The 15,922-nt window shown below is 42.5% G+C and carries 17 protein-coding genes; 8 read left to right on the plus strand and 9 right to left on the minus strand.

Annotated elements, in window-relative coordinates:
• Positions 1 to 3: 3 nt before the first annotated feature.
• On the plus strand, positions 4 to 759 hold the full coding sequence (locus EZV76_RS03580) for an SDR family NAD(P)-dependent oxidoreductase (protein ID WP_136565198.1): 756 nt from the start codon (positions 4 to 6) through the stop codon (positions 757 to 759).
• Positions 756 to 1,892, plus strand: coding sequence for an ATP-binding protein (locus EZV76_RS03585; RefSeq protein ID WP_136565199.1), 1,137 nt, complete (start codon positions 756 to 758; stop codon positions 1,890 to 1,892). The genes EZV76_RS03580 and EZV76_RS03585 overlap by 4 nt, the downstream gene beginning before the upstream one ends.
• Here EZV76_RS03585 and EZV76_RS03590 read toward each other — a convergent pair.
• Positions 1,889 to 3,814 (minus strand): alpha-amylase family protein, encoded by a 1,926-nt coding sequence (locus EZV76_RS03590; RefSeq protein WP_136565200.1) that lies wholly within the window; start codon positions 3,812 to 3,814, stop codon positions 1,889 to 1,891. The two genes, EZV76_RS03585 and EZV76_RS03590, sit on opposite strands and share 4 nt — an antisense overlap.
• Before the next feature lies 1 nt (position 3,815).
• A complete protein-coding gene (locus EZV76_RS03595; protein ID WP_136565201.1) occupies positions 3,816 to 4,760 on the minus strand; it encodes a carbohydrate kinase family protein in 945 nt (314 codons plus the stop codon).
• 156 nt (positions 4,761 to 4,916) lie between these two features.
• On the opposite strand from EZV76_RS03595, the gene EZV76_RS03600 reads away from it, so the two are divergent.
• Positions 4,917 to 5,642, plus strand: coding sequence for a metallophosphoesterase (locus EZV76_RS03600; RefSeq protein WP_136565202.1), 726 nt, complete (start codon positions 4,917 to 4,919; stop codon positions 5,640 to 5,642).
• 54 nt (positions 5,643 to 5,696) lie between these two features.
• On the plus strand, positions 5,697 to 6,692 hold the full coding sequence (locus EZV76_RS03605; RefSeq protein WP_136565203.1) for an acyl-ACP desaturase: 996 nt from the start codon (positions 5,697 to 5,699) through the stop codon (positions 6,690 to 6,692).
• A gap of 18 nt (positions 6,693 to 6,710) precedes the next feature.
• Here EZV76_RS03605 and EZV76_RS03610 read toward each other — a convergent pair whose 3' ends face one another.
• Entirely contained in the window at positions 6,711 to 7,268 is a 558-nt protein-coding gene (locus EZV76_RS03610) for a hypothetical protein (protein ID WP_136565204.1), read from the minus strand.
• Between the two features lie 482 nt (positions 7,269 to 7,750).
• Between EZV76_RS03610 and EZV76_RS03615 the strand changes: the two genes are divergently transcribed.
• The gene (locus EZV76_RS03615; protein WP_136565205.1) at positions 7,751 to 8,515 is read left to right on the plus strand and encodes a hypothetical protein; all 765 of its coding nucleotides are present in this window, start codon (positions 7,751 to 7,753) and stop codon (positions 8,513 to 8,515) included.
• Between the two features lie 67 nt (positions 8,516 to 8,582).
• Here the strand turns inward: EZV76_RS03615 and amaB are convergent, their stop codons facing one another.
• The 5 genes from amaB to EZV76_RS03640 form a co-directional block, all read right to left on the minus strand.
• Positions 8,583 to 10,136, minus strand: a complete 1,554-nt coding sequence (amaB, locus tag EZV76_RS03620) for an L-piperidine-6-carboxylate dehydrogenase (RefSeq protein WP_136565206.1) — start codon at positions 10,134 to 10,136, stop codon at positions 8,583 to 8,585.
• A gap of 73 nt (positions 10,137 to 10,209) precedes the next feature.
• Positions 10,210 to 10,584, minus strand: coding sequence for a DUF1304 domain-containing protein (locus EZV76_RS03625; protein WP_439107425.1), 375 nt, complete (start codon positions 10,582 to 10,584; stop codon positions 10,210 to 10,212).
• Positions 10,581 to 11,123, minus strand: a complete 543-nt coding sequence (locus EZV76_RS03630) for a 3-hydroxyanthranilate 3,4-dioxygenase (RefSeq protein ID WP_136565207.1) — start codon at positions 11,121 to 11,123, stop codon at positions 10,581 to 10,583. Before EZV76_RS03630 ends, EZV76_RS03625 begins: the two co-directional genes overlap by 4 nt.
• 111 nt (positions 11,124 to 11,234) lie before the next feature.
• The gene (locus EZV76_RS03635; protein WP_136565208.1) at positions 11,235 to 11,744 is read right to left on the minus strand and encodes a CAP domain-containing protein; all 510 of its coding nucleotides are present in this window, start codon (positions 11,742 to 11,744) and stop codon (positions 11,235 to 11,237) included.
• A 150-nt stretch (positions 11,745 to 11,894) separates the two neighbouring features.
• Entirely contained in the window at positions 11,895 to 12,419 is a 525-nt protein-coding gene (locus tag EZV76_RS03640; RefSeq protein ID WP_136565209.1) for a CvpA family protein, read from the minus strand.
• Positions 12,420 to 12,478: 59 nt separating this feature from the next.
• On the opposite strand from EZV76_RS03640, the gene EZV76_RS03645 reads away from it, so the two are divergent.
• The 3 genes from EZV76_RS03645 to EZV76_RS03655 are packed head-to-tail and all read left to right on the plus strand — an operon-like array spanning position 12,479 to position 14,823.
• Positions 12,479 to 12,835: a hypothetical protein gene (locus tag EZV76_RS03645; protein ID WP_136565210.1), complete on the plus strand. Its 357-nt coding sequence runs from the start codon at positions 12,479 to 12,481 to the stop codon at positions 12,833 to 12,835.
• Between the two features lie 8 nt (positions 12,836 to 12,843).
• Positions 12,844 to 13,152: an antibiotic biosynthesis monooxygenase family protein gene (locus tag EZV76_RS03650; protein ID WP_136565211.1), complete on the plus strand. Its 309-nt coding sequence runs from the start codon at positions 12,844 to 12,846 to the stop codon at positions 13,150 to 13,152.
• Between the two features lie 3 nt (positions 13,153 to 13,155).
• Positions 13,156 to 14,823 carry a glycerol-3-phosphate dehydrogenase/oxidase gene (locus tag EZV76_RS03655; RefSeq protein ID WP_136565212.1) on the plus strand — a complete coding sequence of 556 codons (1,668 nt, stop codon included), beginning with the start codon at positions 13,156 to 13,158 and terminating at the stop codon, positions 14,821 to 14,823.
• Here EZV76_RS03655 and EZV76_RS03660 read toward each other — a convergent pair.
• A complete protein-coding gene (locus EZV76_RS03660) occupies positions 14,820 to 15,821 on the minus strand; it encodes an NAD(P)H-dependent glycerol-3-phosphate dehydrogenase (protein ID WP_136565213.1) in 1,002 nt (333 codons plus the stop codon). The genes EZV76_RS03655 and EZV76_RS03660 overlap by 4 nt on opposite strands.
• Positions 15,822 to 15,922: the final 101 nt, after the last annotated feature.

Raw genomic sequence — 15,922 nt, forward strand, 5'->3', positions numbered from 1 at the left:
ATAATGAAGAAAACAGCATTGATCACTGGAGCAACCAGTGGTATTGGAAAGGCAACGGCAGAGATTTTTGCAAAGCAAGGATTTAATTTAGTCTTGTGTGGACGTAGACAGGATCGTTTGGATGACCTCAAGAAGCAGCTAGAGGGAAGTGTTGAAATCCATACATTGAACTTTGATGTGAGGGACAGGGATGCTGTTTTTGCCGCTGTTGAAAGTTTACCCAAAGCTTTTACCAAAATTGATATTTTGGTCAATAATGCTGGAAATGCACATGGGTTGGACCCCATTGACAAGGGAAGTATTGATGATTGGGAAGCTATGTTGGATATCAACGTAAAGGGCCTATTGTACATGTCCAAGGCGATATTGCCCCAAATGGTGGAACGAAAGGCCGGACATATCATCAATATTGGGTCAACGGCAGGAAAAGAAGTGTATCCCAACGGGAATGTGTATTGTGCCAGCAAGCATGCAGTGGATGCCATTAACCAAGGAATGCGGATAGACCTCAATGCCTATGGTATTCGGGTTGGAGCGGTCAATCCTGGTTTGGTACAAACAGAATTCAGCGATGTGCGATTTAAGGGAGATGCAGATAGGGCCTCTAAAGTCTACCAAGGGTTTCAACCCTTAAAGCCTGAAGATATTGCGGATATTATTCTTTTTGTGGTCACCCGCCCCTATCACGTCAACATTGCAGATTTGGTGGTCATGCCCACAGCCCAAGCGAGTAGCACCATCGTGAAAAAGGAGCTATGATCAATAAACGCCTACTGGTAAAAAATCTTTTAGCGCATAACGACGAAAACAGTTTTTACGACAAGAAGCGTTTTATATCCATAGGTGAAAAAGAAGGCAAGGCCAAATTTTTAAAGCATGTCTGTGCTTTGGCCAATAGCAACCCCAAGAACAATTCCTTTATAGTGGTTGGTGTGGAGGATGCCGACAATGAGATTGTGGGGGTCGATTTTTTCGACGACAGCAAGATCCAGAACTTGGTGAATGCCTATCTGGACAATCCGCCCATCATATCCTATGAGAACATTCCATTTCCCCATTTGCCTGAAGGAAAGGTAGTGGGGTTGGTCACCATTCGATCTAATGGGAAGGTCTGTGCCCTTCGGAAGAATATTTGGAAGTATTACGGTGGCGCAGTTTTCTTCAGGGAAGGGAGCATTAGTTTGCCAAAGGCTTTTGATATTGAGTTGAAGGATATTAATTCTGAGGTTGTGGCCACCATAGAGCAGCATGCCCGCAACAATATTGAGCTGACTCTGGATGCCGTAATCAATTTTATGAACACGAGGCATCCCGATCTAACCAGTGATTACAAAGTTTTCAAGGAACAGTTTGTAGTCTGTTGGGCAGGCAACAAGAAGAAAGTAAAAAACAAGACGTATTATTCCCGAGTAGATATTGAGTTGATCAATGAACAGGTAAAACTGTTCTATTCAGCTTTGGACGAGATTACCATTGCTTATGATGATGATTCATTCAGTACTCTGGAGTTTGTGCAATTGGGATTGGGTGCTCAGCAAAAATATTATCCCCTGGAAGAGATGGTAATCACCTTTTCGGAAAATGGCAAGTACACCATCAATAGCAAGCTGGTTTTTGAACCGCCACAATATGACAAAAAAACCCTGTTCCATGTATATAATGCCAACAATGCACTACTACAAAAACTGGAAAGGAAAATAGCCCTGACGAGTGCTGAGCAAATTGATTTAACCCATTTGCCGGCTACCTACCTTATTTGCTACTTGAATGGTTTTGAAGAGGCCAAAGAACAAATGGACCAGGCCAGACCCTTGCTGAAAACCCATGATCAAAGTATATACCTCTCGCTGAAAGAATCCCAGCGAATCCTTAGAAAGGTGAGGTACAACTAACTCCTTTTCAACCAAATAATTTGGTAGGGCATTATCTCCAATAAACCGCTGTTGATTTTAATTTTTGTATCGGAAATTAGATCTGTAGGTTCTCCTTGGGCAAAATACCCCAATTTTTTAACCCAACTGGTCTCCATAACCTGTGGGTTTTCATCAAAATTGCTGATAACAAGAAGACCTTCATTTTGGCAACTTCGCTCAAAAACAAGAATGTGTTCATTTCCAGTATGGTATAGCTCTATGTCATTATGGTCAGCAAAAATTGGATTCTCCGTTCGGATGGAAATAAGATGTTGGAGTCTTCGGAAAATTTGGGAAGAGGGTAAACTATCATGATCCAATTTAGAAACGACTTGCCAATCCTGCATCGGCCGATTTACCCATCGGCTATCCTCTTTTTTAGAGGGGTCGTTTCTAAAGGAATAGTCGTTGAGCGTAGCGATTTCGTCTCCAGCATAAATCAAGGGGATTCCTCCAAACGCCATGATGATGGCATGCATCATGATGATTTTGGAAACAGACTGATCGATCAAAGCCTTATTTTCTTTGGCAAGCCCTTCTTCCAAACCCAATAATGATGCGGCACTTCCTGTGATTCGGCCATCACCGGTCTTTGGGTTGTACATGAAGAGCAGCCCTTTTGCAGGGGACCAGTCGAGCCTTTGGCAATAATAATCCAACAAAAATTTTCGGTGCTGGGCCGGATTCCAGCCCAATTCTTCGATCAACCGATTTTCATATCCCAAACCAATATCATCATGACAACGGATGTAATTGATCCAGGTACAGTCCTTTGGTTTTGGAGGAACATGGGCCAAACTTTTATAGAGCAAAGAAGTTTTTTTGGTGGCAATGGAGTTCCATAAAAGAGCCATTAAGGAGGCATTATAGGCCACCTCACATTCATTCCCTTTTGTAGGCCCTTGCCCAAAATATTTTATAATGTCCGTTGGGGCCACAATGGCTTCGGCCAAGAGAATGGTGCCTGGTGCAACAACTTGCAAACACATCCTAAAAAGTGAAATAAGGCTATGTGCTTCAGGGAGATTTTGGGAGATGGTCCCAATCTTTTTCCAAAGGAAAGCAAGGGCATCAAACCGAACCACATCCACTCCCATATCGGCCAGTTTCACCAGGTTGGTGAGCATTTCCAAGAAGACCTCGGGATTGGTATAGTTGAGGTCCCATTGGTAGCTGTTGAACACGGTCATTACCCATTTTTCCATTTCGGGAACATAGGTAAAGCTCCCAGGTGATGTTTCGGGGAACACTTCGGGCAAGTTTTTTTCAAACTCCAATGGAATGGTGTCATCCTCGAAAGTATAATAATAGCCTTGATACTTTTTGTTGCCTTGCATAGCCTTTTTGGCCCACGAGAACTCATTTGAGGTATGGTTAACCACAAAATCCAACATTAAGAATATCCCTTGCTTTCTAAATTCGGTGGTCAAAGCCAATAGGTCTTTTTTGGTGCCATACCTTTTGTCCACCTTATGGTAGCTGTTTACGGCATACCCGCCATCGTTTTCACCTTTGGGCCTCGTGGTAATGGGCATCATGTGCAAGAAATTAATACCCAATTCTTTGAGATAGGGGATCTTTTTTTGAAGCCCTTTCAGGTCTTTATTGAAATGCTCCGCATAGAGTTGCATACCAACCATTTTCTCGGACTGATACCAATTTCCTGCTTTTAATCGTTGCAAGTCCTGTTTTTTAAGTTCGTTGGGTCTCAAAGCAAACAGTTTGGGAAGCAGTTTCAACAATTTTTGAAAATGGTGCTGGCGAATTTCTTCAGGATACAGGGAAAAGAAGAGCTGTTGAATCAAGCTAGCATTGGTGGCCAATCTAAGTTCAAACAAAGCCTTGGGGTCATTCTCTTTGGATTGGGAACTTAAAAGCTGATGTAACTGGGCTTGGGTCATTTTATTTTTCCAACTGTTCTTTGGTAGGTAATGCCGCAATGGCCCCATATTGGGTTGTGGTCAACGCACCGGCCCGGTTGGCCATTTCAACCATTTTTTCCAGGAGGTCAAATTGTTCAAAAACAGGATCAAAATTCCCCAAATCCGAAATTTGGTGGAGGAGGCAACCCATGAATGCATCTCCAGCTCCAGTGGTGTCTACTGGGTCTACTGGAATGCTGGGAATAATTTTTTTAACGCCATTGGCACTGAGTAAAGTACCCTCTGCCCCTAAGGTTATGGTAATGATCTTGCTGCCCACTTCATGAAGAAATTCACATGCTTGCATGGGATCGGCTTTACCGGATATTAGTTGTGCTTCTTCCAAACTGAATTTGCACAAATGGGACTTTTCCACAAACGGCATACATTTTTTCACAAAAGTTTCCTCATCTTCTTTCCAAAGATCACCCCTAAAATTGGGGTCAAAGCTTATAAACATTTCCTTGGTAAGCGCATCAAAGAGGTATTTGCTGTAGGTCTTTTCCAAAGGTCCGCCTAAAAGAGCGGTTGCAGCACCCAAATGCAGGATATTGTCCTTAAAGGTTTTTCGCAATAGGGGATCATATCCTAACTCACGATCGGCACCCCTGCTAAATACAAAATCGCGTTCACCATTCTCGGCCAATGAAACAAAGGCAAGGGTAGTAAAGGTTTCAGAGCGTTGGACCAGCGAAGTATCCACATTTTCAGCTTTTAGGACATCAAGCAAAAAGTTCCCAAAAGGATCTTCCCCCACGCAACCAATAAAAACACCCCGGCCACCAAGCTTGGATATGGCACAAGCTACGTTGGCGGGTGCTCCACCCGCTTTTTTGGTAAACTTTATGGCCTTTGAAAGGTCGTTGCCTTGGTTTTCAGCAACAAAATCTATCAATACTTCACCTATGCAGAATACTTTTTTCATTTTTTCCTTGTACTATCCCAATGTACATATAAAAAAGACTCTCATCCAAAAAACGCCATCCTTTTGTTTGGGAACAGGGTCTTATCCAATGGAAAACTTTACCTTAATTTAGTATGCATCGCGCCTTTTGTCCGTAATATTGTCAAAAATTTTGATATGCGAACATTGGTTGTGGGGGATATCCATTCAGGATTGCGAGCTTTGGAACAACTTCTTCAAAGAGCAAAGATCACCTCAACAGACCATCTGATATTTTTGGGAGATTATGTGGATGGTTGGAGTACTGCTGTAGAAACGGTTGACTTTCTTTTGGATTTGAACAGAGAATTTAATTGCACATTCATTAGAGGCAATCATGATGAACTGTGCAGGGAATGGTTGTTGACCAAAAAAGAGAATCCGCAGTGGCTGGCCCATGGCGGAACCGCAACAAGGGATTCTTATCTGAACGATGGTCGCAATGATTGGAGCGCACACCTTGAGTTTTACGCTGGATTAAAGAACTACCATTTAACAGAAGATAACAGGCTTTACCTACATGCCGGGTATACCAACCTTAAAGGGGTAGATTTTGAATATTTTGAACAATCATTTTATTGGGATCGTACCTTATGGGAACTTGCCATGGCAGTAGACCCCAAACTGACCCCAACAGATTCCAATTTTCCTAAAAGATTACATCAATATAAAGAAGTCTTTATAGGCCATACGCCTATCTCTAAAACCGAAGAGGTTATCCCTAAAAATGGGGCCAATGTATGGAATGTGGATACCGGGGCCGCGTTTATGGGAGCGTTGACCATAATGGATGTGGAAACCAAGGAGTTTTGGCAAAGTGATGCCGTTCATACATTTTATCCTGGGGAAAGAGGAAGAAATTAGAACTATTCCATCCATTTTCAGAATTTAATGGAGACCTTTGCAAAAAACTAGTTTATGCCAGAAAAGAATATTCGGTTGGAGGTAATGCAAACCATTGAACCGAAAGTGGAAGGATTTATGAAGGAGTTTCTCATTCCTACTGAAGAAATATGGCAACCCACGGACTTCTTGCCAGATTCCCAAAGTGATAAATTTTTTGATGAAGTGGAACAGATTCGTGGTGAGGCCAAAGAACTGGGCTATGATTTTTGGGTAACCTTGGTGGCAGATACCATTACCGAGGAAGCATTACCAACTTATGAGTCTTGGTTGATGGATGTTGAGGGAATTGATCAACACAACGGTAAGGAAAATGGATGGAGCAAATGGGTAAGGGCATGGACCGCGGAAGAAAACAGGCACGGAGACGTGTTGAACAAGTACCTTTACCTATCTGGAAGGGTAAACATGCGGGAAGTGGAAATTACTACCCAACATTTAATTTCGGATGGGTTTGATATCGGTACCGATAGAGACCCCTACAAGAATTTTGTCTATACCTCTTTTCAGGAATTGGCCACGAACATTTCCCACAAAAGAGTGGGCAAGTTGGCTCGGCAAAAAGGGAATAAATCTTTGGCCAAAATGTGCAACATCATTGCTGGCGACGAAATGCGTCACCATTTGGCCTACAGGGAGTTTGTGAAGATTATTTTAGAACACGACCCCAACAATATGGTAGAGGCTTTTGCCGACATGATGAAACGAAAAATTGTAATGCCGGCACACTTTTTACGTGAATCGGGCGGAAGTATGGGGTTTGCATTTGAACAATTTTCGGATTGTGCACAGCGATTGGGCGTATACACGGCCCAAGACTATATTGAAATTCTACAAAAGTTGAATGATTATTGGCAGTTGGGAAGTCTACAGGCGCTTTCAGATACGGCAGAAAAGGCCCGTGATTATCTGATGAGATTGCCAGAGCGACTACAACGGATTGCTGAGCGGATGAAATTTTCAGAGGAGCAGTATACTTTCAAGTGGGTCACTGCAAACGGAATGATTTAAGGGAGTTTTGCTGGTAATCTAAAACTTTCCGGCCCTATGTTTTTCTTGCCATTCAGACAATTGTTCCCAATGTCCTTCATAGGCCATTTTGGCTTGCATGGGCCATGAGGCAGGATCATGGATTCTAAATCTTTTACCCCCCGAATCCAATACTTCTTGGCATGTATCGGCCGAGGTTTCCGATAGGGCCTTCCAAGTTTTGATGTCGAAATTATGGAAGAGCGTCTCTATTTTGGGCCCTATACCTTCAACAATTTTCAGGTCGTCCAATTTCACCTTTTTGCCCAATGCGGTCCGGGCGGCATCTGCATTAAACTGTGGTGTGGGTGAATGGGCAATTTTATTGGATACTTTGGGACTTACTTTGGAAGTGTTGGTTGCGGACAATCGTTTTTTGCAAATTTCCAAATCGGCCCGTAGTTTGGCATTTTCTATATCCAGCTTGCTCAATTCACTGAAATTATCGGGTGCCGAGGGAACATCGGATTTTCCAAATAAATAGCCCAAAACACCTGCAACTATACCGGTAAGCGCCAAGATAATCCAATACCAAGTATTTGAGTCTTGAAAATCCATTGGTCGAGGTTGAAAAGGTTTATGAATACCACATCCAAAATATTAAAAAAATCTTAAAATCGTTGATTTAATGTTAAGAAATTGAGCTTTTTAGGTGCTTATCGTATACAGATTACAAGGTATGGAAACTGAAAACAGGGTTAAAAGGGCAAATCATACATTTTTTACTACCACTGATACGAATGCCTTTAGAAGATTCCTCAAATAGTATGAAATTCGTGGCAAATATTAGGTAAGAAACCCTATTTCTCCCGACTAGGTTCCGGCATTGAAGTAGGGTTTAATCAAACTAAGTTTGAGTTAGTTAAGTTGGTTTTTTAAGATCGCCCGTTTAGTGTTCATCCTAAATGGGCGACTTTGTTTATACATCTTGTCAGAAGGGCCTTTCCATTCATTAAAAAAATGTTAACTAAATGTTAATGATATGTTAAACACATCTGATTTTTAGTACATTACAAGGTTAACCTAAAAAACTAAACAAGATGAGAAGAACACTATTAACATGCATTGCATTGGTTGTTGCAATCTGTTCTTACGGACAAGTGGCCTATTTTCAGTATAGGGTTGTTCCTCAGGACAGGGAGGCTGATTTTGTTGAAAAAGAAACGAAGTATTGGGCAAAAGTGGCCCAAGCTGCGGTAGATAAGGGTAAAATGGCCAGTTGGTCACTTTGGAGAAAAGTGGGGGTAACCGAGGAAGGTGCTCCCAATTATGTTTTTGTAAACATATATGACAGTTTTGAGGCGGCCGACCCGAGCCAAGTATGGACCAGTGAAAATGTAAAGGCGATGGGTGTGGCACCAGGTATGGTAGAGACCAATTCATTTACCAAGATTCCCTTTGATTATTGGTTACAAATGGAGGATATGATTCCGGGAGACTACAAGTATGCTTTGGTAAACTATGCCATGCCCAAAAGTAGAAATGCTTTTATACAAGAGAACAAAGAACTCTGGAAGCCACTTCATCAGAAGAACATTAAAAGTGGAAATTTGGGCATGAAATCTTGGGGCATGATGTCTGTAGTCTACCCTAGTGGAAAGCTTTCCAGATTTTCTGTCCTGACTTGGGATGGATTTGACAAAATCTCTGATGCCATGAACTATCTGCGCTACAATCCCAGTGGAATGGATGCTGATTTCCAAGAAGTGGTTTCCAAATCCAAAATGGGGGAAATAATGCCGGAAGGAGGCTTTGAGTACAGTATCCTATATGAATTGGTCCATAGGATTGCACCAAAGGAATGATGAATTCATAAAAAAGAAAAGCCCGGATATTTCTCCGGGCTTTTTTATGGGTTTAACTACCAACACATTATAAGTCAAATTTAATGCCTTGTGCCAAGGGCAATTCTGTAGTGTAATTTATAGTGTTCGTTTGGCGTCGCATGTAAACTTTCCAAGCATCAGAACCACTTTCGCGACCTCCACCAGTCTCTTTTTCCCCTCCGAAAGCACCTCCTATTTCTGCGCCTGAAGTTCCAATATTCACATTGGCGATACCACAATCGCTACCTGAAGCTGATAAAAATCGCTCGGCCTCTCTAAGGTTGTTGGTCATAATGGCCGATGAAAGACCTTGTACAACACCGTTTTGCTGTTCAATGGCGTTTTCAACCTCTCCGGAATATTTTAATAAGTATAAGATTGGGGCAAAGGTTTCTTCCTGAACAATTTTGAAGGAGTTTTCGGCTTCAACTATGGCCGGTTTTACGTAACAGCCACTTTCATATTCCAACCCTTCGAGTACCCCTCCCTCTACAAGTATTTTGCCGCCTTCTTTCTCAGCTTTTTCAAGAGCGTTGAGGTACATTTTAACGGCATCAACATCAATCAGGGGACCAACGTGGTTGTTTTCATCCAAAGGATTACCAATTCTAAGTTGTTGGTAGGCATCGGTAACCGCATTTTTTACTTGATCGTAAATAGATTCGTGAATAATTAATCTACGGGTTGAGGTACAACGTTGTCCTGCCGTTCCGACAGCACCAAATACGGCACCGATTACGGTCATTTTAATATCAGCGTCGGGAGTTACAATAATGGCATTGTTACCTCCTAGCTCCAATAGCGATTTTCCCAGTCTTGCCGCTACGGCTTGGGCCACAATTTTACCCATTCTGATGGAACCTGTGGCTGATACCAGTGGAATACGTTTGTCATTTGTCATGAGCTCGCCCACTTTGTAATCGCCATTGATCAAACATGAAATTCCTTCTGGTAGATGGTTCTTTTGAAGTACTTCGGCTATGATGTTTTGGCATGCAACACCACAGAGAGGTGTTTTCTCCGATGGTTTCCAGACGCACACATCACCACAGACCCATGCCAATGCGGTGTTCCAAGCCCAAACAGCAACCGGGAAATTAAAAGCAGAGATAATTCCCACCACACCAAGTGGATGGTATTGCTCGTACATTCTATGCCCAGGGCGCTCCGAATGCATCGTCAATCCGTGCAGTTGTCTGGAAAGGCCAACGGCAAAATCACAGATGTCTATCATCTCTTGGACTTCACCCAACCCTTCTTGGTAGCTTTTTCCCATTTCATAGGAAACCAATTTGCCTAAAGGTTCTTTGAGTTCACGCAGTTTATCCCCGAACTGTCTTACAATTTCACCTCTTTGGGGTGCAGGGATGGATCGCCATTTTTTAAAAGCAGCGGTGGCTGCATCCATAACCATTTTGTAATCTTCAGGAGAAGTGGTTGTTACTTTCCCGATGAGTGCACCATCGACAGGTGAATAGGAAGCGATGGTATCACCCGAACCAAAATGCTCCGAACCTGTAGAAGTTCCATTGTTTATTTCTTTGAGTCCAAGCTTTTTTAAAGCTTCTTCCATTCCAATAGCAGTCGCTGTGTTTGACATTTATAACTTTTTAATCGTGAATTGTTATATTTTTTCAAAATTACAAATAATCTAGGAGGGAAAAAGAAGGTTTTCAAAAGAAAAGATACAAGAGAAACAGAACTATACCCAACAAAGCGGGTAACCCTTGTACCACAAATATTTTTTTGGAAGCGGTAAGGGCACCATAAATACCGGCAATGGCTACACAACCTAAAAAGAACAGGGCTACGTTTACCTGCCAAATAGGGTCTTGGATGATTAATGACCATAGGAGTCCTGCTGCCAAAAAACCATTGTAGAGCCCTTGGTTGGCGGCAAGGGTTTTGGTGGGTTCGAACAAATTTTCAGGGAATTGACGAAATACTTTTTTTGCCTTTGTGGTCCATGCGAACATTTCCAACCATAAAAAATATAGGTGGAGCAAAGCCACAATAATTACTACAATTTTAGCTAAGAGGAGTATCATTCTTCTTGGGCAATAAAGCGTTCATCAATAGGCATGACCGTTCCACATTGGTCACAGGTACGCAGTTCCTCGGAACTGTAAAAGTGCTTAAAATGGGCCAAAAAATCTTTCTCAATATCGTTTAGGGTAAAGTAGACCTCATAAAGTTTGTTGTTGCAGTGATCACAGAACCAAAGTAGTCCGTCATCGACTTTCATGTCTTTCCTTTTGCGTTCCACCACCAGCCCAATGGACCCTTCATGGCGCACTGGTGAATGGGGAACTTTGGCAGGATGCAGATACATGTCGCCTGGGCCGAGCTTCATGGTCTTTTTTTGGCCATCTTCTTGAATATGAACTTCAATCTGACCTTCCAATTGATAGAAAAGCTCTTCGGTTTCGTTATAATGGTAATCCTTTCGGGCATTGGGCCCGGCAACGATCATCACAATATAATCATCAGCTTCTTTGTAAAGATTCCTATTGCCTACAGGAGGCTTTAATGTATCCCTATTTTCCTCGACCCATTTGTTTAGGTTAAAAGGAGCTTGTATGGCCATATCTCAAGATTTTAGGAAAGGTAAAAAAAACCTGAGTGGGAACATAGTGTTTCACAAAAAAGACCTGCTTGGCAAACAGGTCTTCAACGCTAATATAAATGTACGTGGTTGTTATTCCACTTTAATAAAAATCTGTGTGTAATAGGGTCTGCCCTCTTTATCCAACTGGACGCTCAAGGTTGTATGGGTATAATCTCCTTCCAAGGCTTTTTTATGGGAATCACTCACTAACCAAGCTTCCATTGTTTTTTCTGCTGAAATATAATACCGAGCTACATTTTCCGAAATCCCAACTGCGTCAGTTTCCTCGGCTATCTTATTGGCCCTAGACTCGAAATTGTCATGGCTCAGTTTGTTTTTTGCAATCATATAGTCGTTGTGTTCCTCGGCATATTTGTAGGAGGACGGACTGTCTTGGAGGGTGTTCATTCCTATGGAAACCCTGTGGTCGTTCACCATATCCATGAGTTTATCCTCAATACCGTTGGGGTCTATAGAAATTTTTTCATTCCCAAGGGTCGCCTCGGTGTATTCAATCTCATCCTCAATTGAAGTGGAGTTGCACATGGTAAACAAGGCAACAGTTGCAATGAGCAGCATTGCGCTACATAATTTTTTCATTATCGGGGTACTTTCAGGGATAGGTTCTAATATCCCAGTGTTCTGAATGCTAATCTAATGGAGGAAACTACTTTTCCCATAAATTTTCCATAGATGGCAAATTCTTACGTTGAATTGCAAAAATGTAAGTACAAATGAAGGTGTGGACAGTTAAATGGTCTCTCCGTTGAATTCTAGTTCTTCTTGGGCTTTCTCATCCTGAAGCACAAGATCAAATATAAAAGCACCAATATCCTTTATGGGGGTATAAAAAACTGACTCTTTTTTGGTCTCTTCATTAATTAAGTTCAAAGGCGTGGCAAGGCGTTCAAAAAAGATAAGCATGGCGCCCAAGATAACAGCGACCTTCAGTGCCCCAAAAATACCGCCTGCAAGCTTGTTCAAAAGGCCGAGCATAGCAAAATCAGCAATTTTGGTCAAGAACCTTCCAGCAAAGTTGACCAATAGGATAATGGCAAAAAAAGTGATCAAAAACGCTGCAATGTTCATGTACTGCTCGCTCCAGTTCATGTGCTGGGCCAAATAACCCCCAGTAATGTATGAGAAATGGATGGCGCCATAGATTCCAGCAATCAATGCCACCAAAGAGGCAATCTCCACAAAGAGACCATTTTTAAGGCCCTTGTAGAGGCCCCAAACCAATAAAATCCCAATAATAATATCCAAAAAGCTCATATGCGGGTTTTAACAAATATAGAATATTGATTTGTACCTTTGGAATTCATGCAAATGATATGTCAAGAGACGAGAAATTAAAGGAACGATGGGAGCTTTTGGTGGAAAGATTATCTCGGCAATTTTCCGATGGTGACCCTTTGGAAATTGACGGGATGATCTATTTGGTAGGAGTGCAGGAGCTGGGCAGTTTTCACCGAAGCTTCAAAAAAGATGAGAAGATCAATCTTATGCATATTGCTATTTGTAGATTGTTGGAACCCTATGGCTACTATGATTTTGATTTTTTTGATGATGATGGATGGCCCCACTATAAGGTCAAGGAACAACTACCTCCCTTAAAATCGGGAGAACAGGCTATTTTAATGAAAGAGGCTTTGGTGAACTATTTTTTGGAGAAGGAATATATTGATTGATCCCCGATATGGAACTACAGAAACCTTACTATGCAGTTATCTTCACAAGCTTGCGTACCGATGGCGACAACGGTTATGGAGAAATGGCCGGGGCCATGGAGGAATTGGCCCGAAAGCAATCCGGTTTTTTGGACTTTGAAAGTGCCCGTGACGGGTTGGGCGTGACCATCAGTTATTGGGAGAGTTTGGAGGCCATTGCCCATTGGAAGGCCCAAATGGAACATCGCGAAGCACAAAGGAAAGGAATCAGAACTTGGTATTCTTGGTACAAAGTCCGGATTTGTAAAGTGGAGCGAGAATATGAATTCACCAAATAAGATATGGAGGGAAGCATTGCTTTTTCAAATCTGGACCGGGATAAGATTTTAAAGAAATTGGCCAAAGAGCCTTATGATCTCGTGGTAATCGGGGGAGGAATCACCGGAGCGGGAATAGCTTTGGACGCTTCTTCCCGCGGATTAAAGACGGTTTTGTTGGAAAAGAGGGATTTTGCATCGGGTACCAGCAGCAAATCCACCAAGTTGATCCATGGGGGACTTCGCTACTTAAAGCAATTCGATTTTTGGTTGGTGAAGGAAGTAGGTTCCGAAAGGGCCATTGTCCATAAATTGGCCCCCCATCTGGTCATACCCGAAAAGATGTTGCTACCCCTGATCGAGGGCGGTTCCTATGGAAAATGGTTGACCTCCATCGGGCTAAAAGTATACGATATATTGGCCCAGGTGACTGGGGATGACAAACGACAAATGCTGGAAAAGAAGGAAGCCTTAAAGTTGGAACCCCTATTGCCCAAAAAGATATTGAACGGAGCTGGCTATTATGCCGAGTACCGTACCGATGATGCCAGACTCACTTTGGAGAACATCAAGACCAGTCTTCATTATGGGACACAGGTGCTCAACTATGCTGGGGTTACGGATTTCATCTATGAAAACGAAAAAGTGGCCGGGGTAACCCTTAAAGATGAAGTCACTGGAAAGGAAATCAGCATAAAATCCAAATATGTAATCAACGCTGCGGGACCTTGGGTAGATGAGTTGAGAAGCATGAACCACTCCAAAAAAGGAAAAAGACTGCATTTGACTAAAGGCGTCCATTTGGTTTTTCCCAAAGAAAAACTTCCGGTAAGGCAATCCGTGTATTTTGATATCCCGGACGGACGGATGATGTTTGCGATTCCAAGAGGCAAGGTAACATATATTGGGACTACGGACACCAATTACAATGCAGACAAAGACCATGTGACCACGGATATTGCCGATGCCATTTATTTAATTTCTGCCGTAAACCATATGTTCCCGGACATCAATCTTGAGTTGGACGATATCATTTCGTCGTGGGCAGGACTGCGGCCTTTGATTCATGAAGAAGGCAAATCGGCCTCGGAGCTTTCCCGAAAGGATGAGATCTTTACCTCGGATACCGGGTTGGTGAGCATTGCTGGAGGCAAGCTCACTGGGTATCGGAAAATGGCGGAACGCACCGTGAACCGTATCGCCAAGCAAATGGAAGAGGACCATGAGATTTTGTTAGACCCCTGCATTACAGATAAAATACCACTTTGCGGGAGCGATTTTAAAAAGTTCAAGCACGTAAAAAAATACATCAAGTTGATTTTTGACCGTATCCAGGATAGTGGTTTTTCCGAATACGATGCATGGTATCTGGTAACCACCTATGGCAAACAGACCGAGACCGTTCTAGAGCACTATGCGGCCCTAACTAATCCTGATGTGCATGAGCGCATGATCAGGGCAGAAGCACAATTTGCCATTGCCCATGAAATGGTCCTTAACCCCATGGATTTTTTCATTAGACGAACCGGACGGTTGTATTTTGACATCGATAGTGTTCGCCAATACAAGGACGCAGTATTGGATGAGTTTCAAAAGGCTTTTGGGTATACGGATGAGCAAATAGTGGCATTCCATAAAACCTTGGAAGAAGAGTTGGAAGAACATTCCAACTTTTCGTTGGATAGGGATTAGTCCAATTTATCGGTTAACTTTTCAAAAACCTTTTTAGGGCTTTTTTCTTTGTATAGCACTTGGTACACAGCATTGATGATGGGTGTTTTGGACTTTTTCTCCAACTTGTCCATGAGCAAGTGTGCACTTTTGGTGGCATAATATCCTTCGGCAACCATATTCATTTCCATCATGGCACTTTTAACCGTATAGCCTTTCCCGATCATATTGCCGAACAGGCGATTTCGACTGAAAGTGGAATATCCGGTCACCAACAAATCACCTAAATAGGCCGAGTTGTTAATGTTCCGTTTCATTTTGTACACCCGATCAATGAACCGTTTCATTTCCCGGACGGCATTGCTCATCAGAACACTCTGGAAATTATCGCCGTAGCCCAATCCGTGCGCAATACCGGCGGCAATGGCATAAATATTTTTGAGCATGGCGGCGTATTCCGTTCCAATGATGTCATCGGATATCTTGGTACGGATATAATCACTTTTCAATCCCTGTGCCACCAGTTTGGCATTGTTGGCGTCGGCACAGGCAATGGTAAGGTATGAAAGGCGTTCCAAGGCCACCTCTTCGGCATGACAAGGCCCAGTGATTACCCCAATGTTCTCGAACGGAATGTCGTATTGATTATGAAAATGCTCTCCGACAATAAGACCGCTTTCTGGTACAATCCCCTTTATGGCTGAAAAGATGATTTTGTCCTTTAGATTAACATGGAGGTTTTTGAGTTCTCCATCCAAAAAAGCAGAAGGAATGGCAAAGATGAGCACATCGGATGCTTCCACAATTTGGTCGATATTATGACTAAGATTGAGTTGATCCACGTCAAATTCCACAGAACTTAAATAATTGGGGTTATGGCCTTCTTTAAGGATATGCCTTATGGCAGAGTCGTTCCGCATATACCATCCCACCTTGTTCTGGTTTTCCGATAGCATCTTAACCAAAGCGGTTCCCCAGCTTCCTCCACCAAAAACCCCAAATCTCAATTTATTTTCCATGGATACCATTTACGGGGCAAAGCTAAAAAATATATCAGAGCATACATTATCATCTGATTATCAAAACATTATAATTTTTGGCACAATGCTTGGTCTAGATT

It is taken from the genome of Flagellimonas alvinocaridis, assembly GCF_004916895.1.
GTDB classification, from domain to species: Bacteria; Bacteroidota; Bacteroidia; order Flavobacteriales; family Flavobacteriaceae; genus Flagellimonas; species Flagellimonas alvinocaridis.